At 55.8% G+C, this 25,219-nt stretch carries 24 protein-coding genes and 2 tRNA genes; 25 read left to right on the top strand and 1 reads right to left on the bottom strand.

The features are described from left to right. The first annotated feature begins 5 nt into the window (after nucleotides 1-5). The 9 genes from HMPREF1986_RS08765 (at nucleotide 6) to HMPREF1986_RS08725 (ending at nucleotide 8,216) form a co-directional block, all read left to right on the top strand. Nucleotides 6-914 (top strand): carbohydrate ABC transporter permease, encoded by a 909-nt coding sequence (locus tag HMPREF1986_RS08765; RefSeq protein WP_021774471.1) that lies wholly within the window; start codon nucleotides 6-8, stop codon nucleotides 912-914. Nucleotides 915-1,000: 86 nt separating this feature from the next. Further along, on the top strand, nucleotides 1,001-1,822 hold the full coding sequence (locus HMPREF1986_RS08760; RefSeq protein WP_021774470.1) for a carbohydrate ABC transporter permease: 822 nt from the start codon (nucleotides 1,001-1,003) through the stop codon (nucleotides 1,820-1,822). A 67-nt stretch (nucleotides 1,823-1,889) separates the two neighbouring features. Continuing rightward, nucleotides 1,890-2,561, top strand: coding sequence for a PIG-L family deacetylase (locus HMPREF1986_RS08755; protein WP_021774469.1), 672 nt, complete (start codon nucleotides 1,890-1,892; stop codon nucleotides 2,559-2,561). Between the two features lie 52 nt (nucleotides 2,562-2,613). After that, nucleotides 2,614-3,564, top strand: coding sequence for a carbohydrate kinase family protein (locus HMPREF1986_RS08750; RefSeq protein ID WP_021774468.1), 951 nt, complete (start codon nucleotides 2,614-2,616; stop codon nucleotides 3,562-3,564). After that, nucleotides 3,561-4,916, top strand: coding sequence for a family 4 glycosyl hydrolase (locus HMPREF1986_RS08745; protein WP_021774467.1), 1,356 nt, complete (start codon nucleotides 3,561-3,563; stop codon nucleotides 4,914-4,916). The genes HMPREF1986_RS08750 and HMPREF1986_RS08745 overlap by 4 nt, the downstream gene beginning before the upstream one ends. A 155-nt stretch (nucleotides 4,917-5,071) precedes the next feature. Next, nucleotides 5,072-6,484: an SGNH/GDSL hydrolase family protein gene (locus HMPREF1986_RS08740; protein ID WP_155978797.1), complete on the top strand. Its 1,413-nt coding sequence runs from the start codon at nucleotides 5,072-5,074 to the stop codon at nucleotides 6,482-6,484. Nucleotides 6,485-6,486: 2 nt separating this feature from the next. Then, a complete protein-coding gene (locus tag HMPREF1986_RS08735; protein WP_021774465.1) occupies nucleotides 6,487-7,173 on the top strand; it encodes a sce7726 family protein in 687 nt (228 codons plus the stop codon). An 88-nt stretch (nucleotides 7,174-7,261) separates the two neighbouring features. Then, a tRNA-Pro gene (locus HMPREF1986_RS08730) sits at nucleotides 7,262-7,336 on the top strand. 163 nt (nucleotides 7,337-7,499) lie between these two features. Further along, entirely contained in the window at nucleotides 7,500-8,216 is a 717-nt protein-coding gene (locus tag HMPREF1986_RS08725) for an SDR family NAD(P)-dependent oxidoreductase (protein ID WP_021774464.1), read from the top strand. A gap of 15 nt (nucleotides 8,217-8,231) precedes the next feature. On the opposite strand, the gene hpf is transcribed toward HMPREF1986_RS08725, so the two are convergent. Then, entirely contained in the window at nucleotides 8,232-8,765 is a 534-nt protein-coding gene (hpf, locus tag HMPREF1986_RS08720; RefSeq protein ID WP_036599870.1) for a ribosome hibernation-promoting factor, HPF/YfiA family, read from the bottom strand. Between the two features lie 302 nt (nucleotides 8,766-9,067). Here hpf and secA point away from each other — a divergent pair, with 302 nt between their 5' ends. From secA to HMPREF1986_RS08640, 16 genes are all read left to right on the top strand, one after another. Next, entirely contained in the window at nucleotides 9,068-11,716 is a 2,649-nt protein-coding gene (gene secA / locus HMPREF1986_RS08715; RefSeq protein ID WP_021774462.1) for a preprotein translocase subunit SecA, read from the top strand. Between the two features lie 151 nt (nucleotides 11,717-11,867). Then, nucleotides 11,868-13,004, top strand: coding sequence for a peptide chain release factor 2 (prfB, locus tag HMPREF1986_RS08710; protein ID WP_021774461.1), 1,137 nt, complete (start codon nucleotides 11,868-11,870; stop codon nucleotides 13,002-13,004). An 85-nt stretch (nucleotides 13,005-13,089) separates the two neighbouring features. Then, nucleotides 13,090-14,343: a homoserine dehydrogenase gene (locus HMPREF1986_RS08705; RefSeq protein WP_021774460.1), complete on the top strand. Its 1,254-nt coding sequence runs from the start codon at nucleotides 13,090-13,092 to the stop codon at nucleotides 14,341-14,343. Further along, on the top strand, nucleotides 14,333-14,767 hold the full coding sequence (gene tsaE / locus HMPREF1986_RS08700) for a tRNA (adenosine(37)-N6)-threonylcarbamoyltransferase complex ATPase subunit type 1 TsaE (protein WP_021774459.1): 435 nt from the start codon (nucleotides 14,333-14,335) through the stop codon (nucleotides 14,765-14,767). The genes HMPREF1986_RS08705 and tsaE overlap by 11 nt, the downstream gene beginning before the upstream one ends. After that, nucleotides 14,761-15,540, top strand: a complete 780-nt coding sequence (gene tsaB, locus HMPREF1986_RS08695; RefSeq protein ID WP_021774458.1) for a tRNA (adenosine(37)-N6)-threonylcarbamoyltransferase complex dimerization subunit type 1 TsaB — start codon at nucleotides 14,761-14,763, stop codon at nucleotides 15,538-15,540. Before tsaE ends, tsaB begins: the two co-directional genes overlap by 7 nt. Continuing rightward, entirely contained in the window at nucleotides 15,537-15,980 is a 444-nt protein-coding gene (gene rimI, locus HMPREF1986_RS08690; RefSeq protein WP_021774457.1) for a ribosomal protein S18-alanine N-acetyltransferase, read from the top strand. The genes tsaB and rimI overlap by 4 nt, the downstream gene beginning before the upstream one ends. A gap of 7 nt (nucleotides 15,981-15,987) precedes the next feature. Next, nucleotides 15,988-16,947: a ribonuclease Z gene (locus HMPREF1986_RS08685; RefSeq protein WP_021774456.1), complete on the top strand. Its 960-nt coding sequence runs from the start codon at nucleotides 15,988-15,990 to the stop codon at nucleotides 16,945-16,947. Further along, on the top strand, nucleotides 16,910-17,974 hold the full coding sequence (tsaD, locus tag HMPREF1986_RS08680) for a tRNA (adenosine(37)-N6)-threonylcarbamoyltransferase complex transferase subunit TsaD (protein WP_021774455.1): 1,065 nt from the start codon (nucleotides 16,910-16,912) through the stop codon (nucleotides 17,972-17,974). Before HMPREF1986_RS08685 ends, tsaD begins: the two co-directional genes overlap by 38 nt. After that, nucleotides 17,971-18,741, top strand: coding sequence for a 2-C-methyl-D-erythritol 4-phosphate cytidylyltransferase (gene ispD, locus HMPREF1986_RS08675; protein ID WP_021774454.1), 771 nt, complete (start codon nucleotides 17,971-17,973; stop codon nucleotides 18,739-18,741). The genes tsaD and ispD overlap by 4 nt, the downstream gene beginning before the upstream one ends. A gap of 20 nt (nucleotides 18,742-18,761) precedes the next feature. Continuing rightward, nucleotides 18,762-18,847: transfer RNA gene (locus HMPREF1986_RS08670), tRNA-Ser, on the top strand. Between the two features lie 79 nt (nucleotides 18,848-18,926). Next, nucleotides 18,927-20,120, top strand: a complete 1,194-nt coding sequence (locus HMPREF1986_RS08665; RefSeq protein WP_036600027.1) for a galactokinase — start codon at nucleotides 18,927-18,929, stop codon at nucleotides 20,118-20,120. 10 nt (nucleotides 20,121-20,130) lie between these two features. Next, nucleotides 20,131-22,551 carry an ABC transporter permease gene (locus HMPREF1986_RS08660; protein WP_021774452.1) on the top strand — a complete coding sequence of 807 codons (2,421 nt, stop codon included), beginning with the start codon at nucleotides 20,131-20,133 and terminating at the stop codon, nucleotides 22,549-22,551. A 127-nt stretch (nucleotides 22,552-22,678) separates the two neighbouring features. After that, nucleotides 22,679-23,230 (top strand): C-GCAxxG-C-C family protein, encoded by a 552-nt coding sequence (locus HMPREF1986_RS08655; protein WP_009214681.1) that lies wholly within the window; start codon nucleotides 22,679-22,681, stop codon nucleotides 23,228-23,230. A 3-nt stretch (nucleotides 23,231-23,233) separates the two neighbouring features. After that, nucleotides 23,234-24,154, top strand: coding sequence for a TDT family transporter (locus tag HMPREF1986_RS08650; RefSeq protein ID WP_021774451.1), 921 nt, complete (start codon nucleotides 23,234-23,236; stop codon nucleotides 24,152-24,154). 190 nt (nucleotides 24,155-24,344) lie between these two features. Continuing rightward, nucleotides 24,345-24,935, top strand: a complete 591-nt coding sequence (yedF, locus tag HMPREF1986_RS08645) for a sulfurtransferase-like selenium metabolism protein YedF (protein WP_021774449.1) — start codon at nucleotides 24,345-24,347, stop codon at nucleotides 24,933-24,935. After that, nucleotides 24,936-25,172 carry a DUF3343 domain-containing protein gene (locus tag HMPREF1986_RS08640; protein ID WP_021774448.1) on the top strand — a complete coding sequence of 79 codons (237 nt, stop codon included), beginning with the start codon at nucleotides 24,936-24,938 and terminating at the stop codon, nucleotides 25,170-25,172. It abuts the gene before it with no gap. Nucleotides 25,173-25,219: the final 47 nt, after the last annotated feature.

Below are 25,219 nucleotides of genomic sequence, written 5' to 3'. Positions count from 1 at the left end.
CTGCAATGAAAAGAAGGACAGAATCTGCGGGAGGGAGGAGGAAAAGAGAGGCAATTTTTGCTTATCTGATGATCGCCCCGCTGATGGCGGGCGTTCTCCTCTTCTATATCGGAGCGTTTTTTAAGAATCTCTATTATGGCTTCACCGACAAGGGAAGTTTTGGCGATGCCGAATTGATCGGTATAAAAAATTATATGGAGATCGCAAAGGACGGCGCCTTTCTCCGGGCGGCCGCAAACACCGCGCTCTATGCTCTATTCTGTGTTCCTGCGGTGCTCCTCCTCTCCGTGCTTCTCGCCCTTCTCTTAAATGTAAGGCTGAAAGGGATCGGCCTCCTTCGAGTATGCATATTCCTGCCCGCGGTCACGCTTCCCTCCGCGATCGGACTGATATGGAGATGGATGATGAACTATGAGTTCGGTCTCTTCAATGAGATCCGCGCCCTTTTCAGTCTGAAGAGGATCGCCTGGCTCTCAGATCCAAATTATGCGCTCTTCTCCGTCTCCCTGGTCTTTATCTGGGCGAATGTCGCCTATCCGGTCATCATACTCCTTGCCGGCTTACAAAGCATCCCGTCCTGCTACAGGGAGGCGGCCCGGATTGACGGCGCGGGAAGATGGAGACAGTTTACGTCGATCACGCTTCCCCTTTTGTCCCCGGTCATTTTCTTTGTGCTGATCACTACGGTCATCAATGTACTTCAGATCTTTGATTTCATTTATCTCATGATTCCCGAGGGAAGCATCGGCATGGCCTCCGCTCGCTCTCTGGTATCCTATTTTTTTCGACAGTCCTTCGTAATGGGGCACAGGGGCTATGGAGCCGCGGTCAGCGTCATTTTGTTCCTTTTGATTCTTTTGATCACGATGCTTTTGATGTTTTTACAGAAAAGAATCGTGTTCTATGATGACTGAAGTGCCGTAAAGCGCGGGATTAGAGAAGGGATGGATTTCCCTGAAGACCTATCGCCGGGGGCTTCAGAAAGCGAGGAGGAGTGAAAATGAAGAGGGGGAGAGAGAGGATCGTTCTCTATGCGGCACTGAGCCTCTTTGCATTTCTCACGGTCTTTCCGTTTCTATGGGCGGCCTTGACCGCATTTAAGAGCTATGAGGAGAGTATACGGATTCCTCCGACCTTCATTCCGGAGAATTTCCGCTTGGAGAACTTCCGCATTGTCCTGAAAAAATTTCCATTTTCGGCATTTTATGCAAATACCTTTTTAATGATTCTCTTCGTCATCATATTTCAGCTTTGCTTTTGTTCCATGGCGGCCTATGCCTTTGCAAGGCTGCATTTTCCGGGACGAGAGCTCATCTTCTGGAGTCTTCTTGCCCTTTTGATGGCACCGGGGCAGATCTTTCTGATCCCCAATTATGAAACTATGGTGAAGCTTCACCTTGCGGACACGGTCACGGCACTATGGCTTCCCAAGGTCTTCAGCGCTTTTGGGACCTACCTGCTCCGCGAATTTTTCCGGGGAATCCCGAGAAGTCTGGATGAAGCGGCCATCCTGGACGGCTGCAATTATTTTCAGATCTACCTTTGGGTTCATCTGCCCCTGATCCGGCCGGCCCTGTCTTCCCTTGCGATCCTTACGGCGATTTCCGCCTTTAAGGATCTGATGTGGCCTTTGATCGTCAACAATTCCATGGACAAGATGACATTGTCCTCTGGGCTTTCCATGCTGATCGGGGAGCATACGACGATCTATCCTCAGGTCATGGCCGGCGGCCTGATCGCTGTTCTTCCGATGCTTCTTCTCTTTTTTATCTTCCAAAGGCAGTTCATCGAGGGGATCGCGACGGCGGGAATCAAGCAGTGAGGACTCGATTCCCGTGTAAATCCGGCGTCCGTCGGATAGGGACTTGTCCCTTTATAAGGAGGTAAAAATGATTGATCTTTTGGCGGTCTGCGCGCACCCGGACGACCTGGAGGCCGGCCTGGGAGGGACCTTTATCAAGGCGAAGCAGGAGGGGCTTTGCACGGGACTTGTTCTCTTTACCAAAGGAGAGGCGGGGGGACATGCGGAGGCGGATCTCAGAATGAGGGAGGCGGAGAAGGCGGCCTCAGAAATGGAGCTGGATTATTTCGCCGTCCTGGATTTCCCGGATGCCGGATTATTCTATTCACCGGAGGCAGTGCAGGCTTTGATCCCGCATCTTCGGAAATGCGAGCCGAGATATCTCTTTACCTTGCTGTCGGAGGACTATCATCCGGACCACGCCGCCGTCTCAAAAATCACGGAAGCTGCGCGCTTTTGTGCGGGACTGAAAAAGTACTCTCCGGACGGCAAAGAGTGGCACTGCGAGGACCTTTTGTACTTCGGGGTGGATGATCGAAGAAACCGGCAAAGGCCGGAGCTCTACGTGGATATTTCGGACGTTATAGACAGGAAAAGGCGGATCCTGGAGGCCCACGCGTCTCAGCAGATTCTGGAGCCCTGCATGAGGATGGCGGAGGCCTATGGGCAGATCGCGGGAGTTGGATATGCGGAGGGACTGTATCTGAAGGCCGCTTTTACGGTCCGGCATCCGGGCGCACTCTTTTCGAAGGAGCGCTGAGAGAAGAGAAGGAAGTACAGGATGGAAATTTTTCGAAGGAGTACTGAGAGGGATGACTAAAAGAGCTGTCGGCATGGGGATTGCAAATATAGATATCATCTTCAGCGGCATAGACAGGATTCCTTCCCTCGGAGAGGAGCTTTACAGCAAAGCCTATTCCTGTCAGCTTGGGGGAGGTCCGCTTGCCACTCTGATCCAGCTTAAAAGACTGGGTGTTCCCGTGAAAATCGGGACCTATATCGGGACGGGAAAGCTCAGTACCTTTTTGAAAGGAGAGCTGAATAAAAACGGAGCGGTAGTGGAAAATATGCTGGAAACGGAGGAAGAGGATCCTGTCACTCTGAGCTGTGTTATGTCCTGCCCGGCAGACCGCGGGATCATGTCCTGTCGCCCGGATTCATCGGCCTTTGCCATGAGCCGGGAGAAGATAAAGAGATTTTACGACGGCGCGGATATTGTATATCTGTCCGCGGATCAAAAGGAGCTCTGCCGGGAGCTGAAGGAGCAGGGGAGTGTGGTGGTACTGGATTCCTCCTGGAGTGAGGACAATACGATGGAACGGTACCGCGAGATTCTTCCCTACACGGATTTTTTCATTCCGAATGAAAAAGAGGCGATGATGATTACAGGAGAGAAAACAGCGGAGAGGGCACTCCTTGCCCTGGCCCCGTACCAGAAAATACCGATCATAAAATGCGGAGCGGCGGGCTGCATCTTTTTAGAGAATGGAAATATAGAGCGGATTCCTCCGATCCCAGTCAAATATCGGGATGCCACAGGAGCAGGGGACGCCTTTGCGGCGGGCTTTCTCTACGGTCTTTGCCACGGAAGAAGCATAGAAAGCTGCCTTTGCTATGGGAATATCGCGGGAGGAAATGCCGTCTCCGCGGTCGGCTGTTTGAGTACGGATCTCAATGAAGGCGGAATACAGGAAGCCTATAAGTGCTTTTACGAAGGCTCTGAGAGGGAAGTTTTCCGGCAGATAAGGAGGGAGGGAGCATGAAGCTTTCGGTAATCGGAGGGGGCGGGGTCCGCTCTCCGCTTCTTGCAAAAAGCATTGCGCAGCGGGCGAAGAAGCTTGGAATCACGGAGCTTGTCTTCATGGACATCGACGAAGAAAAACTTCGGATATACGGCGGACTTTCCGCTGAGCTCTCCCGTCGACTGAATCCAAAGCTCGCGTTTTCCGTGACAAAAGACCCGGTCGAAGCCGTCCGGGATGCGGATTATCTTATCACAGCGATCCGGGTCGGCGGGGATTCCCTGCGGGTACAGGACGAAAGAATTGCTCTTTCTCTTGGAGTGCTGGGCCAGGAAACTACCGGTGCCGCCGGTTTTTCCTTCTCCATGCGCTCGGTGCCGGCGCTCGCAGAATACTGTGAGCTGGCCCGTCGGTATGCGAAGCCCTCGATTAAGGTATTTAATTTCACAAATCCCGCAGGACTGGTATCCCAGACACTTCGGGATATGGGCTATGATTTCACCTATGGGATCTGTGATGCTCCGATCGGAATGCTGTCCCAGTTTGCCGCTCTCTATGGCGTGCGTCCGGAGGAGCTGGAGGGGGAATGCTATGGACTAAACCATCTCTCCTTTTTCCCCTCGATCCGGCTGCACAAAAAGGAGCTTCTGCAGGAGCTGCTCACGAGAGAGGATGCCCTCGAGAAGACGGATCTTCGCTATTTTGAAAAGGATCTCCTCCTTCACATGGGGCTTGGCTTAAATGAATATCTATATTATTTTTATTATCGGGAAAAGGCGCTTTCCAACATTCTGAATGCTCCCTCTACCAGAGGAGAGCGGATTGAGGAGATCAACCGCCGCATGACGGAGGAGCTGTCCGGGATGGATGTAAAGAGAGATTTTGAGGCCTGTCTCCGCTGCTTTGAGCGTTTCTATGAGGAGAGAGAAAATGCCTATATGGAGGGAGAGACGGGGATACACCGGGACTCTTCCCCGGCCCTTTCCTCCGGAGGCGACGGCTATGCGGGGGTTGCTCTTCGCTTCCTGGAGATCTTAAAGTCGGGCAAGGCGGGAACGATGATTTTATCTGTGCCGAATCGGGGCGCGATTCCCGGACTTAAGGACGATGATGTCGTAGAAATCAGCTGTGAAATCACAGAAAGCTCCGTGAGACCCCACCGCTTTCCGGAGGTCGATGAGAGAGCACTCGAACTGATTCGGCGCGTTAAAAGCTATGAGAGATTTGCATCGAGGGCGCTTCGCAGGCGTTCGATCAAAGATGCCGTAGACTGCCTGATGCTTCATCCCCTGGTCAATTCTTATTCCCTCGCGAAGGAGCTGTGCGAAAAGTATCTGGAGCTCAACGCGCCATACTGTGGAGGGTGGAGCTAGTCCCTCATCGAAAGGCCGAAGAAAGCTTCCCCGTCCTTGCAAAGCGTTTCCCTTTTTCGTATAATTGAAAAAATGACAATAACTTTACGGGACTTGCACAGAGAAGGGGAATGGGGCCTCCCTGGGCTCCGAAAAAGTGAATGGGGAAGATCAGGATGAAGAGAGCTGTACTCCTGACAGTCCTGCTGCTGATATTGCTTGCGGCGGGGCTGTCTGTCTATGTCGGGAGGGTGACAGCGGAGCGGGACGCCTGGAACAAAAGCGTTCAGAACGGGAAGCGCGCGATGGCGGCAGAGGGGAAAAAGCCGGAGAGCGGAGAGAGCGAGGCAGTGAAGACGGTTTCCGAGGGGAAGGCGTCCTTTTACCAGAAGCTCCATGACAGCGAGAAGGTTCGCATATTGATCCTGGGGGATCATTTTGCGGAGAGCTCCGGGCTTCCGGACGGAGTGGAGAGCTGGACTGCCATCCTCCAAAAAGAGCTTTCGGAGCGCTACGGCTCCGAGGTGGAGATCGTAAATCTCGCTCTTCCCGAGGGAAATGATGCCTACTCCGCCTATGTGCAGCTGGAGAACGCTCCGAAGGATGAGTCAATGGATGCCGCGATTCTCTGTCTCGGCTCCTATGATGAAAGCTTCAGCTTCCGCCTTCGCTATGAGGGACTGCTTCGGACGCTCCGCCTGAAATATGAAAAGTGCAGTCTGATCTCTCTGATAGAAAGCGTCGCGCTCACAGATCCGGGGAGAAATGCGGATGAGACCGCCTCCTATATCCGGGAGCTCACGGAGCACTACCAGGGGCTCACTGTCAATGAGGCCGAGGCCTACGCGATGAGCGGGGAGGATTACAGCCGCTTTACCGGAGAAAACCATATCCCGAATGCGGAGGGGCAGAAGCTCTGGGCGAAATGGATTTTAGACGGGATTGCCCCTCTTGTGAGCAGCTATCAGGGCTATGACAGCGCGGAGATCGAGAGAAAGGACCCCGATGCGGCGGCCTATGACCATTATTTTTATGTCCCTTCCTCCGCCTTTTCCAGGATAGACGACCACAGCTTCCGTATCAGCGCAGCGGAGCTTCAGGCTCTCTCCGTCTCGGATGCCTCTCTGCTCGGGATTGACTGGCAGTGGGTCCAGGGGCAAAATGATGTCAATGCTCTGATAGATGGGCAGCTTCTCGGGGGAAGGACCGAAAATTACAGTGGAGATCAGGACTCGGAGAGGCATATCCAGATCATCGGGGACGGGGCGAATATCAGCTCGGATCTCACGATGACCTTTGCTTCGGAGCAGCAGGCGGATCAATTTAAGGGGGTGATCTTCTCCGGTTCGATTCCTCTCACAAGAGAGACAAAAGAGAGGGAGTTCACCGTCCTCCCGGCTCCTGCCCCGATGGAGAGCGAGACGGCAGCTGGAGATGCCTCCGCTCCCTCCGATGGGACAAGCGCTTCGGAGAGCCTTCCGCAGGAGGTCCCGGAGACACAGGCTCCGGAGAGCGGAGTTATGTCGGAGAGCGATAATACGGATGAGGTCATCCTCGGGATCGGAGACGGCCCGGTGGGGGAGTCCTGAGCATGCTCCGGGACAAAGAGATTCGCGAACCCCTCTTTGATTTCCTGGAGGAGCGCTACGGGAAATGCCGCATTTTACAGGAAAAAATCATGGGGAAAAGCCGGGCGGATATCGTCATGGTCACAGAGGGGGCGCTTTACGGCATTGAGATCAAGAGCGACGCGGACCGCTATCTTCGTCTGAAGACGCAGGTTCCGGATTATGAGCGCTATTTCGACTACAATATTCTCGCGGTCGGGAGCAGCCATGCCCTGCACGCGGCGGAGCATGTGCCGGAGAGTTGGGGGATTCTCTCCATTGAGGAGAGTGGAGAGGGCCTGGATTTCTATGAGCTCCGGGCGGCGGGAGAAAACAAAAAGCGCTCTTTAAAGAGGCAGCTCTCCCTGCTTTTCCGGCCGGAGCTCTCCCGCATTTTAAAAAGGAATGCCCTCCCGGAATACAGTTCTCTCTCCAAGACTGCGCTCATCCGAAGGCTCACAGAGCTCCTTTCCCCTGAAATTCTATCGCATGAGCTCACGGAGGAGCTCTTTGAGAGGGATTATCTTAAAATCGAGGAGGAAATCCTCGCCTGGAAGAGGGAGCGGGGGAGACTCGGGGGGCTCTCCACAGGGACAGGAATCCGAAGAACGCGGCGGAGAGAGGCGAAGCTCTATGTCTCGCATCGGATCCGGGGCAGAAGGAAGCGCTGAGGGAACGGCATATTTGACAAGTCTTCCGCTTTTTAGTATGATGATTCAGTTCCAGGTTCCGTTTTTTGGGGCGGGAATGGAATGATTTCGGGGTGTGGCTCAGTTTGGCTAGAGCACCTGGTTTGGGACCAGGGGGCCGCAGGTTCAAATCCTGTCACCCCGATTCGAAGCATCGGATCACGATAGACCGCAGATACTGTTTTTAAAGGATCGTTAAAATGGATGGCATATTTTTGCTTTGGATTGCAGTTTCTTGATTTTTGGCAATAATTCGAAAGGATTATTGCCTTTGTTTTTGTATTCTCAGAGAGAGGAGCGGAATCGATTTGAAGCTTGCCATCATCACAGGGGCGTCCCGGGGGATCGGGAGAGCGGCGGCGGAACGCTTTTCAGAGGACGGCTGGGAGCTCATCCTAAACTGCAGGAAGCATTTCGAGCTTCTCCGGGAGCTCTCGGAGAGGCTTGAGAAAAGGACAAGCTGCACGATCATAGAGGGGGAGATCACGGAAGAGCTTCTTTCGAAAAGGCTTGGACAGGCGGCACTTTCCTCGGCGGAGCTTCTCCTCATCAATAATGCGGGGATTTCCCTCCTCTCTCTCACGCAGGATGTCGGGGAGGAGGAGTACCGGGAGATTTTGGATACGAATCTGAGTGCTCCCTTTCGCCTCACGAAAGTCCTGATCCCCTATCTTCTCAGGGCGCGGCAGGGCCGGATCCTGAACGTCTCCTCCGTCTGGGGGATCTCCGGAGCCTCCATGGAGACCGTCTACTCTCTCACAAAGGGCGGGATCAACGCTTTTACGAGGGCCCTCTCAAAGGAGCTTGCGCCGAATCATATCCCGGTCAATGCGGCGGTCTTCGGGGCGGTGGACACCGATATGAATGCCTGGCTTGGCAAAGAGGAGAGGGAGGAGCTCTGCCGGGAGATCCCCTACGGCAGGATGGCGGACACAAAAGAAGCCGCGGAATTCCTGCGGCTTCTTTCCGTAGCTCCGCCCTATATGACGGGGCAGCTGATCGCCTTTGACGGCGGCTGGATCTGAGACTGTGCCTCTGCTTTATTCCTCCGGCTCAATCAGTCCGTAGGAATTTTCCTTTCTCTTATAGACGACATTGACCTTTCCGCTGTCCCCGTTTTGGAAGACGAAGAAGCTGTGTCCGACGAGCTCCATCTGCAGGCAGGCCTCCTCCGGAGTCATGGGCTTTAGATCAATCTGCTTTGTCCTCAGGATGCGGATCTCGGCATCCTCTGCCTTGTCCTGCTCCTTCTCCAGGAAGGCCTCACTGAAGGCCAGCGCGCTCTGTCTTCGGTCAATGATCTTTTTACGGTATTTCTGAATCTGACGCTCGATCACATCCACGACCAGATCGATGGACTGGTACATGTCCTCCGTCTCCTGCTCGGCCCGGATCACGGTCCCCTTTACCGGGATGGTCACCTCGATCTTATGCATATCCTTCTGCGTCGAGAGCGTGACGGTGCAGGCAGTATCCTGCCTGAAGAACTTATCCAGCTTTCCCAGCTTTTTCTCCACCATATTGCGGAGACCGTCCGTCACACTGATGTTTCTTCCGATGATCGTTAGCTTCATAGACATTCACTCCCTTTCTGAAAGTGGAAATTCCGGCCGGCACTTTGCGGAACGGCCTTCCTTTTCTATACTGTAATGATACCATATAAAAAACAAAAAACCTATGTTTTTTCGGCGAATTTTCCGGAGCCTCCGCGGCTCGGAGCGGGGAATCTATCGCTTGAATAAGCTTCTCCGATGTGCTAGACTTTGAAAGTTAAAGCCCTTCCCCATAGCGACGGCGGCATTCGCCCTGGGATGCAGGAAGCTTCGGGAGAAGGAGCGGACGGGATGGTATCGGGAGAAAAAGGAGTAGAGGACGCATGAACCTTTTAGAAAGAATATTCGGGACGCATTCCGACAGAGAACTTCGGCTGATCCAGCCGAAGGTGGACAAAATTCTCTCTCTTCGGGACGAAATGACGAAGAAGACGGATGAGGAGCTCAGGGGCCAGACCGATAAATTCAAGGCGCTCCTCGCGGAGGGGAAGACGCTGGACGACATCCTGCCCGAGGCCTTTGCGACAGTGAGAGAGGCGGCCAGGCGCTCGATCGGGATGGAGCATTTCCCGGTACAGCTGATCGGCGGCATCGTGCTCCACCAGGGGCGAATCGCGGAGATGAAAACCGGTGAAGGAAAGACGCTGGTCTCCACCTGCCCGGCCTACTTAAACGCGCTCTCCGGAAACGGCGTGCATATCGTAACAGTCAACGACTATCTGGCAAAGCGTGACGCGGAGTGGATGGGGCAGGTCCATCGCTTCCTCGGGCTTTCCGTCGGCGTCGTCTTAAACGATATGAAGACGGAGGAGCGGCAGGCCGCCTACGGCTGTGACATCACCTATGTCACAAACAATGAGCTCGGCTTCGATTACTTAAGGGATAATATGGCGATCTACAAAAATCAGCAGGTGCTCCGCGGTCTGCACTACTGCATCATCGACGAGGTCGACTCTGTCCTGATCGATGAGGCGCGGACACCGCTCATCATTTCGGGCCAGTCCGGGAAGTCCACGAAGCTCTATGAGGTCTGCGACCTGCTCGCAAGGCAGCTGGAGAGGGGAAAGGAATCCGCGGAATTTTCGAAGATCAACGCGATCCTCGGGGAGGAGATCGAGGAGAGCGGGGACTTCATCGTCGATGAGAAGGAGAAGACGGTAAACCTTACACTTCAGGGTGTGAAGAAGGTCGAGGATTACTTCCATATCCGAAACCTCTCCGATGTCGAGAATCTGGAGATTCAGCATAATATTATCCTCGCTCTTCGCGCAAACAATCTCATGGCGAGGGATAAGGACTATGTGGTAAAGGACGATGAGGTCCTGATCGTGGACGAGTTCACCGGCCGAATCATGCCGGGACGCCGCTATTCCGACGGGCTCCATCAGGCGATCGAGGCGAAGGAGCATGTCCATGTGAAGCGGGAGTCCAGGACACTCGCGACGATCACCTTCCAGAATTTCTTCAATAAATTCGAAAAGAAGGCCGGCATGACCGGTACCGCGCAGACGGAGGAGAAGGAGTTTCGGAATATCTACTCCATGGATGTCATCTGCATCCCGACGAATAAGGAGGTCATCCGCGAGGATCTGGATGACGCGGTCTATAAGACAAAGAGGGAGAAGTTCGAGGCCGTCGTGGATGAGATCTCGAGGATCCACGAGACGGGGGCTCCGATCCTGGTCGGCACCATCGCGATCGAGACCTCGGAGATGCTCTCCCATATGCTGAAGAAGCGCGGTATTTCGCATAATGTCCTGAATGCGAAGTTCCATGAGCTTGAGGCGGAGATCGTTGAGAAGGCGGGAGTGCACGGCGCTGTCACCATCGCGACCAACATGGCCGGCCGTGGTACGGATATCAAGCTGGATCCGGAGTCCAAGGAGGCAGGAGGTCTTCACATCATCGGAACCGAGCGGCATGAGTCCCGCCGGATCGACAACCAGCTCCGCGGGCGGTCCGGACGGCAGGGGGATCCCGGTCAGTCTCAGTTCTATATCTCTTTGGAGGACGATCTCATGCGTCTCTTCGGCTCCGAGCGCCTGATGGGCATGTTCGAGGCCCTCGGCGTCCCGGACGGGGAGCAGATTCACCACAGCATGCTCTCCCGTGCCATCGAGAAGGCGCAGGAGAAGATCGAGCTCAACAACTACGGCATCCGTGAGAATCTTCTGAAGTACGATGATGTCAATAATGAGCAGAGGGATGTCATCTATGAGGAGAGAGAGAAGGTCCTGGAGGGGGACAATCTGCGCCCGCTCATGATCCGCTTCCTCACAGAGATCGTGGACAATTATGTCGACAGCATCATCCTGGACGATCAGACGCCGAAGGAATGGAATCTGAAGGCCTTGAATGACACGCTGATGGAGATCATACCCCTCCCGAAGCTGAAGCTCAGCGAGGAGCAGTTCGAGCACATGACAAAGAGTGAGCTCAGGCAGCTTCTGAAGGAGGAGGCACTCCATATCTATGAGCAGAAGGAGGCGGAGTTCCCGAATCCGGAGCAGATGAGAGAGGTGGAGCGCGTGATCCTCCTCCGGATCATCGACCAGAAGTGGATGAACCATATCGATGATATGGATATCCTCCGGGACGGCATCGGCCTGCAGGCATACGGGCAGAAGGATCCGCTCGTCGAATATAAGATCACGGGCTATGAGATGTTTGAGGAGATGATGAGAGGAATTCAGGAGGAGACGATCCGCGCTCTCACCCATCTCACCGTAGAGGAAAAGCCGGAGAGAGAGCAGGTCGCAAAGCCGCTTGGGACAAACCGCGATGAGACGGGCGTAAAGCAGCCGAAGCTCAGGGAGAAGCGAAAGATCTATCCGAATGACCCCTGTCCCTGCGGCTCCGGAAAGAAATATAAGAACTGCCACGGAAAGGACGAGTATCAGAAATCGCTCCTTTCGGAGGGGGCGGCTCCCGCGGCGGAGCCGGCAGCTCCCGCATCCCCCGCGGAGAGCTGAGGGGGAAGCGGTTTATACTTTTCCCCGACTGCTTTTCCGCACCGCGCTAGGAGGGCGGCGGAACCCGGTCCGCCCGCTGAGAAGATAAAGGATGGGGGCAGATTAGTACAATTCAGTCAGGCGCAGCGCTTCAGATTAAAGGAGAGAACGGATGATAGAGTTTGATCAGTTCAAATATGAACTCAGCACCAAGGCAGAGCCTCTGGAGCATCTGGGCGCCTCGCTGGATCTGGAGAATAAGAAGAAGAGGATTCTCGAGCTGGACCGGATGATGGAGGAGCCGGATTTTTGGACGGACCCCGAGAGGGCGAACCGTCTCTCCACGGAAAACCATCACCTGAAAAACGAGCTGGAGAGCTATCAGAGTCTGAAGCAAAGCTATGACGACATCGGAGCTCTCATCGAGATGGGCGTCGAGGAGGGAGATGAGTCCGTTATCCCGGAGATCCGGGAGCTCCTCTCGGAGTTTTCGGAGAAGCTCGACAGCATGAGCACGCGGCTTCTCCTCTCCAGGGAGTACGACGCCATGAATGCGATCCTCCGCTTAAACGCCGGAGCGGGCGGTACGGAGGCGAATGACTGGGCGGGGATGCTCTACCGCATGTATACCCGCTGGGCGGAGAGAAGGGGCTTTGGCATAAAGATCCTGGACTATCTGGAGGGAGAGGAGGCGGGGATCAAGTCCGTCACGATGGAGATCGACGGAGACTACGCCTACGGCTATCTTCGCTCGGAGTCCGGGATTCACCGTCTGGTCCGGATCTCCCCCTTCAATGCACAGGGGAAGCGCCAGACCTCCTTTGTGTCCTGCGATGTCATGCCGGATATCGAGACGGATATCGATGTGGATATCCGGGAGGAGGACATCAAGATGGAGGTCTTCCGTTCCTCCGGAGCCGGGGGGCAGCATATCAACAAGACCTCCTCCGCCGTACGACTGATTCACATTCCCACCGGCTTTGTCGTGGCCTGTCAGGAGGAGCGCTCTCAGCTTCAGAACCGCCAGAAGGCCATGCAGATGCTGAAGGCGAAGCTCTATATCAAGGAAAAGGAGGAGCAGGAGGCGAAGCTCGCCGGGATCCGGGGAGAGGTGAAGGACAACGGCTGGGGCTCTCAGATCCGCTCCTATGTCCTCCAGCCCTACCGCATGGTAAAGGATCTCCGCACCGGGGAGGAGACGGGGAATACGGATGCGGTGCTGGACGGGGATATCGACCGCTTTATCACGGCGTATCTTAAGTGGGTGCAGCTCGGAAGGCCGGATCGGAAGGTACAGGGCGGCGATTGATCCTCCTTCTCCTTCGGGGAGCGGGAGGCCGCAGGATGCGGCCTTCTCCGGGGAGAAGGGAGCGGAGAGGAAAGGGAGGAATGCCATGAAGCTTGCGATCATGGGCTATGGTGTGATCGGCTCCGGTGTCGCGGAGGTGCTAAAGATCAACCGGGATCAGATCATGAAGAAGGTGGGGGAGCCCATCGAGCTGAAGTACATCTTGGATCGAAAGAAGACCCTCCCGGAGAACGGAGAATGTCTGATCCACGATTTTTCCGTGATCGAGAAGGATCCGGAGGTTGCGCTCGTCGTGGAGACGATGGGGGGCATTCACCCTGCCTATGAATATATCAAGAGCTGCCTCGAGAAGGGAAAGCATGTCATCTCCTCCAATAAGGCCGTGGTGGATGCCTGCGGCTCCAAGCTGATCCGGACCGCGAGAGAGCACGACTGCAATTTCTACTTCGAGGCCTCCGTCGGGGGAGGGATCCCGGTGATCCGGACTCTCTACCATAACTACGCGGGGGAGGAGGTCACGGAGATCACGGGCATCTTAAACGGCACGACGAATTTCATCCTGAGCCAGATGAAGAAAAAGGGCGCCGGTTTTTCGGAGACGCTCCGGGAGGCCCAGCAGCTCGGCTATGCGGAGAGGGATCCCTCCGCCGATGTGGACGGCTTCGATACCTCGAGAAAGACCGCGATTCTTCTCTCCATGACCTCCGGGAACCGCTGCCGCCATGAGGATATCTACACGGAGGGGATCCGGAATGTCTCCGCGATCGATTTTGAATATGCGGAGAAGCTCGGCATGAATATCCGCCTGCTCGGCTCTGTTCAGGCGGTGGAGGACCGGTATTTCGCCTATGTCGCACCTGTGATGATCGGAAGCTCGGACCCGCTCTATCCGGTGGACGGGGTCTTCAATGGAATCCGCATCGTCGGAAACTGCCTGGGGACCACCATGCTCTACGGTATGGGGGCGGGGAAGCTTCCGACTGCCTCTGCGGTCGTCTCCGACATCATCGCGGCGGTCCGGCACAGAGGACATTTCCAGGGCATAGGATGGTCCGAGAAGATGATAGAGATCGAGCCCATGGGCAGCAATGCCTTTCGCTATCTCGCCCGGATCGAGGGCACGCCGGAGGGACTCGAGGAAGCACTGAGGGAGGCCTTTTTGGAGGAGGAGACGCCCTTTCGGCCGATCCGTCTGAACGGTCGAAGCGATGAGTTTGGTGTCCTGACGGATATCCTTTTTGAGGAGGATTTCCTCGCGAATCTGAAGGATTTCGAGGAGAAGACCGGGAGGAGAATCTTTCATTTTATCCGGGTGAAGTGCGGAGATCATGAGATTTGAAAGTCAGAGTCCGGAGGAGACCTTCTCCTTCGGAGAGAGGATCGGAAGAGAGGCCCGTCCCGGCTCTGTCTACTGCTTAAGCGGCGAGCTGGGAGTCGGAAAGACCGTATTTGCGAAGGGCTTTTCCCGGGGCCTCGGCGTCACGGAAACGGTCAGCTCCCCGAGCTTTCCCATCCTGAAAAGCTATGAGGGCCGGCTGAAGCTCTATCATTTTGATGTCTATCGGATCGGAGATCCCTCCGAGATGGAGGAGATCGGCTACGAGGACTGCTTCTACGGCGGAGAGGGCGTGAGCCTTGTGGAATGGCCGGAGCGGATCAGAGAGCTCCTGCCGGAGGACGCGGTCCTTGTCCGGATCGAGAAGGACCTTCAGAAGGGACTCGATTACCGTCTCATCACTGTGGGAGGGAGAGAGGAATGCTGACGCTTGGGATAGAGGCCTCCGGAAAGAGCGCGGGGGCGGCGCTTTTGCGGGATGGAAGGCTTCTCTCGGAATACAGTCTGAATGTGGGGCTCACGCACTCGGAGACGCTTCTTCCTCTGATTGAAGCGCTCCTAAAGGCGAGCGGGGTGAGCCTGTCCGATCTCGACCTGATCGCAGTCAGCGCAGGGCCGGGATCCTTTACCGGGCTTCGGATCGGCGCTGCGACCGCAAAGGGGCTGGCGCTTCCGGGCGGGATTCCTCTCCTTCCGGTCAGCACTCTGGAAGGGCTGATGCAAAATGTCTCTGAATTTCCTGGCTATGTCCACCCGATCCTGGACGCTCGGAGATCCCAGGTCTATACGGCGAGCTATCTTCACGGAGAGAAGGTACTGCCGGAGGAGGCAGTCTCCATAGAGAGCCTTCTCGAGAGGATCCGCAGCTTTCCGGGGAAGCAGCTTTTCCTGGGAGACGGCGTCTTCCCCTACCGAGAGCTTCTGTCGGAATGCCTGGGGCAGAAGCTCGTCCTCGCTTCTCCCGCAAATCTTTTGCAGCGGGCTTCCTCTATCGCCATTCTCGGAGAGAGGAATTTTTCTCTTGCGAAGAGCGCGGAGAAATTCCGGCTTCACTATGTGAGGAAGCCGCAGGCGGAGCGGGAGAGAGAGGCGAAGGGGCTCAGGGACTACGATCTTTTGGGAGAAAAGAGAGGGGAAGAGACAAAGGATCGGCTTCTCCCCAGGAATTATCCGATCGACAGCGGAGGGTATGAAAATTGATTTTTGAGATGAGAGCTTCTGATCTCCCGGAAATTCTCGATATGGAGAGGCAGTATTTCGGGAGAATGGCCTGGAATCCTTCGGACTTCACATCCGCCCTGGACAGCGCCTATGACCTTCCGCTTGTGTTTCGGGAGGAGGGCAGGACGCTCGCCTATTCCGTCCTCCGGATCCTGGGACCTGAGGCGGAGATCGAGAATCTCTGCGTGCTGGAATCGGCCCGGAGGAGGGGGATCGGGGCCATGCTTTTGGATCAGATGCTGTCCCTTTCCTCGGAGAGAGGCGTCTCCTTTGTCTATCTTGAGGTTCGGGAGGGGAATCTTCCGGCGAGAAAGCTCTATGAGGGGAGGGGCTTCCTCCGGGAGCGAGTCCGCAGGGATTATTATCGATATCCGAGTGAGGACGGGATCGTGATGCGGAAAGAGCTGAAGAAAGGATAGGGGGAAAATGCTGGATCTTTGCTTACTCGGCACCGGGGGAATGATGCCCCTCCCCAATCGATGGCTCACGAGCCTCATGCTCCGCTGCAGCGGCTCCAGCCTCCTTCTGGACTGCGGAGAGGGCACGCAGATCGCGATGCGGGAGAAGGGCTGGTCCCCGAATCCGATCGACCTCATCCTCTTCACCCACTATCATGCGGATCATATATCAGGCCTTCCCGGAATGCTCCTGAGCATGGGAAATGCGGAGAGGAAGAAGGAGCTCCATATCATCGGTCCGAAGGGACTTAGGAGAGTGGTGGACGGCCTTCGCGTCATCGCGCCCGAGCTGCCCTTTCCCATCCTTCTTCATGAGCTCACAGAGGAGCGCCCCCGGCTCCCTGAGGAGCTCACAGCTCCCTTTCAGGTGCAGGCCTTTCGCGTAAATCATGGGATCAGCTGCTATGGTTACCGGATCAGCATCCCGCGCCTTGGGAAGTTCGACGCGGAAAGGGCAAGGGCGGAGGGAATTCCGCTTTGCTACTGGAACCGGCTTCAGCACGGGGAGGAGATCCGGGACAAGGACCGCATCTACCGCCCCGATATGGTCATGGGAAAGGAGAGGCGGGGGATTTCCGTCGTATACTGTACGGATACCAGGCCGGTTCCGATCATCGCGGAGATGGCGAAGGATGCGGATCTCTTCATCTGTGAGGGGATGTACGGCACGGAGGATAAGACGGACAACGCGCGCCGCTATAAGCACATGACGATGCGGGAAGCGGCGATGCTTGCCGCGGAGGCAGGGCCGAGGGAGCTCTGGTTCACGCATTATTCGCCATCGGAGCTCCGGCCGGAGCAGTACCGGGATGAGATCCGAAAGATCTTCCCGGCGAAATTCGCGAGGGACGGCTGGTCCAGAGATCTGAACTTCGAAGAGGAAGGGGAAGATGGGGGAGAAGAGAGAGATCCGGATACTGGGGATTGAGACGAGCTGTGATGAAACGGCCGCCGCGGTCACGAAAAACGGCAGGGAGGTCCTCTCCAATGTGATCTCCTCCCAGATCGCGGTGCACACAGAATACGGCGGCGTCGTCCCGGAGATCGCATCGAGAAAGCATCTGGAGAAGATCGATGAGGTCATAGAGCTTTCGCTCTCGGAGGCCGGGTTGGATTTCTCCTCTCTGGACGCTGTTGCCGTGACCTCCGGGCCCGGGCTTGTGGGGGCCCTTCTGGTCGGGGTCTCCGAGGCCAAGGCGCTCGCCTATGCGATCGGAAAGCCTCTCGTCGCGGTCCATCATATTGCGGGACATATCGCGGCAAACTATATCGAGAATCCGGATCTAAGACCTCCCTTTGTCTGCCTCGTCGTCTCAGGCGGTCACACAGAGCTTGTCCTGGTCCGGGACTACGGAAGCTTCGAGATCCTGGGGCAAAGCCGCGATGATGCCGCGGGGGAGGCCTTCGACAAGGTCGCCCGCGCCGTGGGCCTTGGCTATCCCGGAGGGCCCAAGGTGGACCGCGCCGCGGAGGGCGGAGATCCGGAGGCAATCCGTTTCCCCCGGGGGGAGGTCTCCGGGAATCCCTATGATTTCAGCTTCTCAGGGCTTAAATCCGCAGTCCTCAATTACATCAACAGGGCGAAGATGACGGGGGAGGAGATCTCTGTCCCGGATCTCTGCGCCTCCTTCCAGGCCTCCGTATCGGAGGCTCTTGTCTCGCGGGCGATCCGGCTGTGCCGGGAGAGAAGCTGCGAAAGTCTTGCCATTGCCGGAGGGGTGGCCTCCAATTCCGCTCTCCGAAAGAGGGTGGAGGCGGAGTGCCTGGAAAATGGAATCCGCTTCTATCGGCCAAGCCCCGTGCTCTGCACCGATAACGCGGCGATGATCGCCTGTGCCGGCTACTATGAATACCTTTCGGGAAGGAGAGACGGCGCGTCTCTGAACGCCTGCCCGAATCTGCCGCTTGGGGCCATCTGTCCAAAGAGCGGGAGAGAAGGAGGGCAGGAAAGATGAGAGGGGCGGATGCGGTCCTTTTGATGGCCGGGAGCGGAAGCCGGATGGGTGTGGGAGAGAAAAAGCAGTTTCTTCCGCTCCTTGGGAAGCCGCTTTTTTATTATAGCCTTCGCTCTCTTTTAGAGAGTCCGCGGATTGAGAGAATCTGCCTTGTGGTTTCCCGGGGCGATGAGGAGAGGACGCAGGAGCTTCTCTCCTCCCTTTTTCCTTCTCCGGGGGGGAAGGAGCTTCTTTTTGTGTTAGGCGGGGCAGAGCGCTGCCTCTCGGTCCGAAACGCTCTCCTTCGGCTTTATCCGGAGCGTTTTTTTTCGGAGGGAAGCCAAACGGAGGCTCCTCTTGTACTGATCCAAGACAGCGCCCGGCCGTTCCTTAAGGAGAAATTCATCGAGGATTCTCTCCTTGCCGCGGAAAAGTTTGGCGCGGCCGTCCTCTCCGTTCCGGTGAAGGACACGATCAAGAGGGCGGATCCGGAGGGCTTTGTCAGAGAGAGCCCGGACAGAAGGAGCCTTTGGCAGGTGCAGACACCGCAGAGCTTTCATGCGGGGGAGCTCTGCCGGGCCTATGGGAGGATGATGTCGCGGGAGCTCTCCCCCGAGCGGGCAAAAAGCATCACCGACGATGGGATGGTCATGGAGCTTTTCTCCTCCCTTCCTGTAAAGCTTGTGGAGGGGAGCTACCGGAATATAAAGATTACGACGGCAGAGGACCTTGAGATCGCAGAGCTCTTTTTCCACTTAGAGCTTGACGCAAAAAAACAGATCGGGTAGAATGAAACTGTTTTATATCCGCAGGGGTATCGAAGTGGTCATAACGAGGCGGTCTTGAAAACCGTTTGTCCGAAAGGGCACGTGGGTTCGAACCCCACCCTCTGCGCGAACAGAAAGCGGGCATGTTTCGCCGTAAGACGGATCGTGCCCGCTTTTTTCGGGAATCGGACTGGGAGCAAAAAACCATGGAGAAAATAAGAGAAGAACTTCTGTCAAAGTTCAAGGAGCTTTACGGGGAAGAAGAGGGGATCCGCATCTTTTTTGCGCCGGGACGGGTCAACCTGATCGGTGAACACACGGATTACAACGGGGGACATGTCTTCCCCTGCGCGCTCTCTCTCGGAACCTATGCCGCCGTGAGAGTGAGAAAAGACCAGAATATTCGTTTCTATTCCATGAATTTCCCGGACTGCGGTGTGCTGGAGACAAATATTTATGAGTTTCGCCCGGGGGAGGAGGGGGAAAACTGGAGCAGCTATCCGATGGGCGTGATCTGGGCCTTTCGGGAGAGAGGCCTTTTCCTGGAGAACGGCTTTGACATCTGCTACAGCGGAAATATCCCGAGCGGCTCGGGACTCTCCTCCAGCGCTTCCATCGAGGTGCTGACGGGGTATTTACTGAGAGAGCTTTTTCATTTTCCGCTCGAGCTTTTGGACCTCGCTTTGCTGGGACAGGACGCGGAGAACCGCTATAACGGCATGAACTGCGGCATTATGGACCAGTTTGCGAGTGCCATGGGGAAAAAATATCACGCGATCTATCTGAATACGGAGGATCTCTCCTTTGAGTACGCTCTTTTGGATTTTCGGGATCTTCGCCTCATCATCACCAATACCAACAAAAAGCATAAGCTTGTGGGGAGCGCCTACAATGACCGGAGAAGGGAGTGCGAGGAGGCACTCAGCCGCCTGCAATGGCGCCTCCCGATCCATTCCCTCGGGGAGCTCGATGAAGAGAGCTTTGAGGAGTACCGCTTCCTCATCGGAGATCCCCTTTTGGAAAAGAGGGCAAAGCACGCGGTCTATGAGAATCTCCGGGTTATCGACGCGTATATCGCCCTGCAGCAGGATGATCTTCGGCACTTCGGGATCCTGATGAATGAATCCCATATTTCTCTGAGAGATGATTATGAGGTGAGCTGCCCGGAGCTGGATCTCCTCACATCGGAGGCCTGGAAGACACAGGGAGTCTTCGGGTCCCGGATGACCGGCGGGGGCTTCGGGGGCTGCACGGTTTCCCTCGTCCACAAGGATGCGCTCCCGGAATTCAAGAAGCGCCTGAAGAGCCAGTATCAGAAGAGCTTCGGCTATCCCTGCAGCTTCTATCAGCCGGAGGTCGGAGGCGGCCCTGCGGAGCTTCGTATCCGGCGGAAAAAATAGAGGAGAGGCAATGCGGAGCCTTCTTTGTGCGCTGTATAAAGATCTTCGGCTTTTTCACCGGGGCGGGGGGTGGCTTTCTCTCCTTCTCCCCCTTTTTCTGCTTCCGCTGATGCTTCTCCTCCTCCACCCCTCTGATTTCACAGTCCGGCCCTTTCCGGTGGCGGTAAAGGATGAGGACCGGAGCTTTATGTCCCGCTCTCTGATCGAACAGCTCCGGGAGCTCCCGCTCTTTTCGGAGATCCGTGTGATCCCGGAGGGAGAGACAGAGGAGAGGGCTTTGTCGGAGGGGGCCGCTGCGGCCGTGACGATCCCGAAGGATTTTTTCTACAGCGCCTATCGCTATCAGGGAGAGCCGGTGAAGCTCTCCCTCAATTCCTCCCGTCCCGAAGAGGCTGCGATTTTCGGAGAGCTCTTCCGCTCGGTTATGGGGATCATGGAGACAGAACAGGCGGTATCCGAATCGGTCTATGCGCTCTCCTTTCCCGGACAGCTTTCCGAGGAAAAGAAAGAAGAAATGTACGAGAGCTCCTCGAAGCTGCTGCTTCGCGCGGTACTTCGGAGGGGGCTGATTTTTGATGAAAGGCCGGAGAAAAAGGAGCTCTCCCGGGCGCTTCTCATCAGGATTCTCTCCGCCGTTCTCTTTTTCCTCGCCTTTCTCCTCCCGCTCTCTATCCTAAGATCTGAAGCGGAGGAGAGGAGGATGGGGGTGCTCCCGCGATTTCTCCTCTCCGGAGGGAGCCGCTCCGCCTTTTTCCTTTCGAAGCTTTTGCTTTCGCTCTTTCTCTTTCTTCCCCCCTGCCTTCTCCTCCTCCTTCCCCTTCACTCTCTGGGGGTGCGGGAGCCCGCGCTCTTTCTTCTCTTCTCTGTTTCCGAGCTTTTCGCGTCCTTTCTCTTCCTCTCCGGGCTCACAATGCTCTTTTCAAAAGCGCGTCCGCTCCTCCTCCTTGGGAATCTTTTCCTCGCGGGGAGCCTTCTCCTCGGGGGGGGCTTTCTGGACCCTTCCTCCCTGCCTCCCCTTCTCCGGAGCCTTTCCGATCTTACGCCGCTCCGGGGGAATCTTCTCTTTTTGGGGCTCCTCACAAAAGGATTCTCTCCCTCCCTCCTCCCTTTGAGCGCGCTCCCCCTCCTCCTTCTTTCTCTCTGCGGGATCCTTTTCCTTTTTATTTCCGCTTTTAAAGCTCGCTTTTTCCCCTCCCTTTCCTCTTCTTCTATTTCCTTGCATATGGCTTCGGAGGGGAAAGGGCGGAGCAAAGAGCTGTCCTCGGCTTTTCCGGAGGGGGAGGGGAGGATGTGCTTTTTTTGGCGTCTGACAAGGCTCTCCTTTCTTCGGGTAGTGGCACTCTCCGGAAGGAGAGGCGGCATGTTCCTCCTCCTGCTTTCCTCCCTCCTTCTCGGCGCTCTCCTGAGCTCTTTTCCGGGGGGAGGGGCGAAGAGAATCCGGATCGCCGCTGTGGACCTGGACCAAAGCGAAGCCTCATCCCTCCTTCTCTCGGAGCTTTCTGCATCGGACAGCCTTTCTTCCTTGGAGACCACGGAAAAGGAGGCGAGACGCCTTCTCTCCCTGGGAGAGCTGGAGGGGATCCTTTTTATAAAAAGAGGCTATGCCGAAGGCTTAAAGGAGGGGGGAAAATCCCTTCTCCACTATGAAAGCGCTGAAAATTCTCTCTCCTCCGCCTCTGTCCGGGAGACGATCTCGGGGCTCTCGATCTCAGAGGGGATTTGGGAGAGCGCAGAGTCCAGGGCGGAGGGACTTCTGGGGAGAGAGCTCCGAAAGGAGGAGGAGAGGGCGCTTTCCCTTTCCATAAGAAAAAGAAGAGGGGCAAAGAGACTCTATTTTGAATCAGAGCAGAAGGGACAATCCGGGGAGGAGCTCCTTATGCCGGGGAGAGAGGGCTTTCTCGCCCTTTACCTCCTGCTCCTTTCCTTCAGCATTTCGGGAGGCCTTTTGGAAGGAGGAGGGAGAGCTTCGGAGAGGCGGATGAGAAGCATGGAGAGGGGAGTGGAGCTGGACCTTCTTTCCGCCTTTTTCGGGATCCTTTTCCTCCTCACGATCTCTTTTCTCCCCTTCCTTCTTTTCTGCCGGATCGAACTTCGGGGGACGGCGCTTCTTTTCCTCTACAGCGCCTCCCTTTCCTCCCTCATCCTGCTTCTCTCCTCCTTCCTCCGCACAGAGAGAGGAGCGGAGGGAAATGCCGCGCTTCTCTCACTTCTTTTTTCGCTCCTCGGGGGATGCTTCAGCGGACTTTCGCTCCTTCCTCCCCTCCTGAATATCCTGGGCTTTCTCCTTCCTCCGGGGCTTTTCCTCCGCGCCTTCTCCGGGCAGAAGGCCGCCGTCCTCCTTCTTTTTCTCCTGAGTCTTCTCTTCCTTTTCCTGGGATATCTCAGAAAATGCCGTCTCATAGAAGAAAACAATAAAAAGAACTATTTATAAGGCAGAGCAATTAGACAAAGTAGGGCGGCTCGGATATCATAAGCCTTGTCTCAAAACTTATGTCTTCCTGCCTGATGAGCATGGGGGCTTATCGGGAAACAGCTTATCGTTTGACAGGAGGTTGATTATGGAGTCTATCATTACTTATCATGCGACGGAGGTCAGTCCGAAGGCAGTGCAGAAGAGAGCCGAGGAGCTTTACGCGGGGGGCTATTTTTGTTGTGAGGCAGCGGTGGCCTCGATCCGCGATGCCTTTCAGGCCGATGTTCCGGATTCCGTCATTGCGATGACATCCGGTATGTCCATCGGAGCCGGGAGATCAGGCTGTATGTGCGGTGCCCTGAACGGCAGCATACTCGCGCTCTCCATGTTTTTCGGGAGAACGACCGCGGATGGTCCGAAGGACCCGAAGGTCAACGCGCTCATGGCGCTCTCTCATGAGCTTCACGATTGGTTTAGGGAAGCGAACGCAAAGCATGCGGCCTGCTGCCGCGTTTTGACAAGAGGCTTCGATATGTCGGGAGGAGAGCACAAGAAGCAGTGCATCGCCTTCACGGGTCTTTGCGCCGGAAAGGCCGCAGAGATTCTCTGCCGGGAGCTCGGCGTGAAAAATATCGATCCGGAACCGATAAAGGGACTGGAGAAGCCCTATCTTCCCCCGAAAAAGGAGGCAGTCTGATCTATGGAATACATCAAAAGGGTCCCGGTAGCGCTCTCCGGCGTGATGCTCGGAACGCTCGCGCTCGGCAATCTTCTCCAGAGCTATTCGGAGACGATCCGGTATGTCTGCGGACTGATGGCGCTTTTTTTGCTCCTGCTTCTTCTTTTGAAGCTTCTGCTCTTTCCCGCCGCAGTAGGGGAGGAGCTGAAGACGGCCGTCGGCGCGGGAGTGTCCGCGACCTTTCCCATGTCCTTGATGCTTTTTTCCGTCTATGGGAAGCCGTGGCTCGGAGCGGGCGCTCAGATCCTCTGGTATTTCGCCATTTTTCTCCACCTTTTGCTGATTCTCTATTTCACATGGAGATTCGTCCTTCATTTTGAGTGGAAGAATGTTTTCACAGTCTGGTATATTGTCTATGTCGGAATCGTTGTCTCCTCCCTCACGGCTCCGCCCTATGAGAGAACGGATATCGGGGGCGCGGCCTTCTGGTTTGGCTTTGCGGCGCTTTTGGTCCTCCTCGTGCTGGTGAGCATCCGCTACCGGAAATTTCCCGATCTCCCGGAGCCGGCGCGGCCTCTCCTTATGATCTACGCCGCTCCCGCGGCGCTCTGCACGGCGGGCTATATCCAGTCTGTCACGCCAAAGAGCGCGGCCTTTGTCACGGCGCTCTGCCTTTTCTCCAATCTGATCTACCTCTTCGCCCTCTCAAAGGCGGTTTCCTACCTGAAGCTTCCGTTCTATCCGAGCTATGCGGCCTTCACTTTCCCCTTTGCCATTACGGCGATCGCGTCAAAGCAGAGCATGAACTGTCTCGCAAAGCTTGGGAGCCCGCTTCCTGCCCTGCAGCCGGTGGTTCTCGTGGAGACCGCAATCGCGGTCTGCCTCCTGCTCTATAGCTACATCCGCTTCCTTCTCTTTATCTTCGGAGCGAAGAAGAGTTAAAAGGGAGGAGCATTCCGGCTTTCCACGAGAAAAGCCGCACTGCCCCGCTTTACCGGCCGGCTGCCGCCCCGGCCGGTAAAGCGGCAGTCAAGGGGAAGATGTTCTTTGCCGCTTCAGCGGAGGGAAGAAGGGCGGCGGATAAAAGCCGTCCTCTGAGACGGCAAGGCAGAAATTTGGAAGGAGATTTGAAATGGATAAGAAACTGGATTGCATGGGCATGGCCTGTCCGCTCCCCGTCGTAAACGCAAAGAAGGCGATGGAGGCCTTTGAAGAGGAGGGAATCCTCACAGTCTGCGTGGATAATGATACCGCGGTGCAGAACCTCACCCGCCTCGCAAAGCGCTATGATTACGCGGTTTCGAGCGAGAAGAAGTCCGAGCAGGAATATGAGGTCCGGATCGAGGTGAAGCCGGGAAAGAAGAGTGATGAGGGAGAGAAGAAAAAGTGCATCACCTCTGTCGTGATCGCCTCGGAATGCATGGGGAACGGAGACGATACGCTTGGGAAGAATCTCATAAAATCCTTCCTCTTTGCGCTGACCAATGTCGATCCTCTGCCGGACTATATCCTTTTCTATAACAGCGGTGTACTTCTCGCGGCGGAGGGCTCTCCCGCTCTTGAGGACCTGAAAAATCTGGAAAAGGCCGGGGTCAAGATCATGAGCTGCGGCATCTGCGCGGGAAACTTCAACGTAAAGGAAAAGATCGCCGTCGGAATCATCTCCAACATGTACGATATCGTGGACACTCAGATGCATTCCGACCGCATCCTGAGGCCGTAAATGAGAAAGAAAGAGACCCGTCTGGTTTTTACCTACAAAAACACCGTCGACGCCATGATGATGGAGAAGCTCTGCCAGGAGGCCGGGGCTCCCGGGCGTCTGATTCCCATCCCCTCCGTCGTCTCCGCGGGCTGCGGACTCTGCTGGGCTGCGGAGCCCTCGAACAGGGAGGAGCTGACGGAGCTCATGAGAGAGCATGAGCTGGAGCCGGAGGGAGTCTATGAGGTTTTTTTCTGAGCCACTTATATCCATTTGCTATAAAATCCCGAATTGATAGGGAAATG

Source organism: Oribacterium sp. oral taxon 078 str. F0263, assembly GCF_000469565.1.
Taxonomy (GTDB): Bacteria; Bacillota; Clostridia; order Lachnospirales; family Lachnospiraceae; genus Oribacterium.
This window is presented reverse-complemented; position numbering and strand designations above follow the sequence as displayed.